This window comes from Vibrio sp. 10N.286.48.F5 (assembly GCF_041469785.1).
Classification (GTDB): Bacteria; Pseudomonadota; Gammaproteobacteria; order Enterobacterales; family Vibrionaceae; genus Vibrio; species Vibrio crassostreae_C.
Genome location: NZ_JBFRLG010000059.1, coordinates 1 through 1,208, shown reverse-complemented (window position 1 = coordinate 1,208; position 1,208 = coordinate 1). Strand labels below are relative to the sequence as shown.

Genomic DNA, 1,208 nt, shown 5'->3' with positions numbered 1-1,208 from the left:
TATCTTGTTGTTTATCCCTTCTAGGGTGCAGGTGTTTAGCGGATAACTTGCCGATGCGATAATACCGTGAAGATAAGGACTCAGTTTTCGTGCGAACTCTTTCAATGGCTTAATTCCACTCTCTTGTACTTGTGCCCACCACGCCTCCCAGAGCCCTTTAGCATGTGCTTCTGATTCACAATACCAAAGCTCTTTGAGCTGTGCCCCGAGTATATAAGTGGTCATTAAGTCCTTATTGATATTCAATATTTCTGTAAGATAGCTGTCTTGCCGTGGATTTAAGTTGCCTCTATTTTTCAACAACACCCAGCGTGAGCGCTTGACCCATTGCCTCGCTTTTTTATCTTGCTTGAGCTTGTTGGCTTGGTCGACTCTGACTCTATCCATGACCTCACGACCGAACTTAGCGACAACATGGAATAAGTCGTAAACGATTTTTGCGTTCGGGCAATGCGCTTGAACTTCAAGGTCAAAAGCCGTATTCATGTCCATCGCGACCGCTTCGATATTATTGCCATGCTTGCCTAACAGCTCGAAGAACGGTCGTATGTCCTTGCGGCTACGGCCTAACCCTATCCAAATAACTTGGTGAGTCTTAGCGTCAGCGATGACCGTGGCATACCGATGTCCTTTAAAGATAGCGAACTCATCCATGACGAGTTGCCTTAGCCCCTCCCATTTCACTGACGGTACCACTTGGCGAAGTCGGCGTTTATCTATCTCTTTAATGGTGTGCCAATGTACGCTTGTTAACTGGGAGATATGCTTAATGGGAAGAAGAGGCAGCAGTTGTTCTATATAACTTTTTAAGCGCTTCGTGATGCGAGCATAAGGCTCTAGCCAAGATAGAGACTCTGTTTTTATGCCGCAGTCACGACACTTGATTCTTCGTGTTTGAACGGAAAGTTCAACAGGAACACCGAGCAACATGGCCTCTTTTACATGACGCCATTGATACTCATGAATAGCCTCGGCCTCGAGACCACAAAGGCACTTAGCCTCAGAGTTAGGTTTAAGAGTCAGGGTAATAAGTGATGCTGTCTGGTGAGACTTTACTATTTGAAAGCCTTCCCAGAATGAAGATAGGAAAGTATGATTCGGCATGAAAACGGTAGTTTGTGTATGATTTTTGTTTGGCGACTAAACCATATCACTTACTACCGTTTTTGTTTTTAGTTCCCGCTAATCCGCGATGAACCATAAAAAAG

Annotated in this window: 1 protein-coding gene; it reads right to left on the bottom strand. The window is 44.8% G+C overall.

Going from position 1 to position 1,208, the window contains the following annotated elements; all coding sequences use genetic code 11:
- Positions 1–1,104, bottom strand: a 1,104-nt coding sequence (locus AB4185_RS21645; protein WP_102332849.1) for an ISL3 family transposase, incomplete at its 3' end; no start/stop codon positions are given.
- Positions 1,105–1,208: the final 104 nt, after the last annotated feature.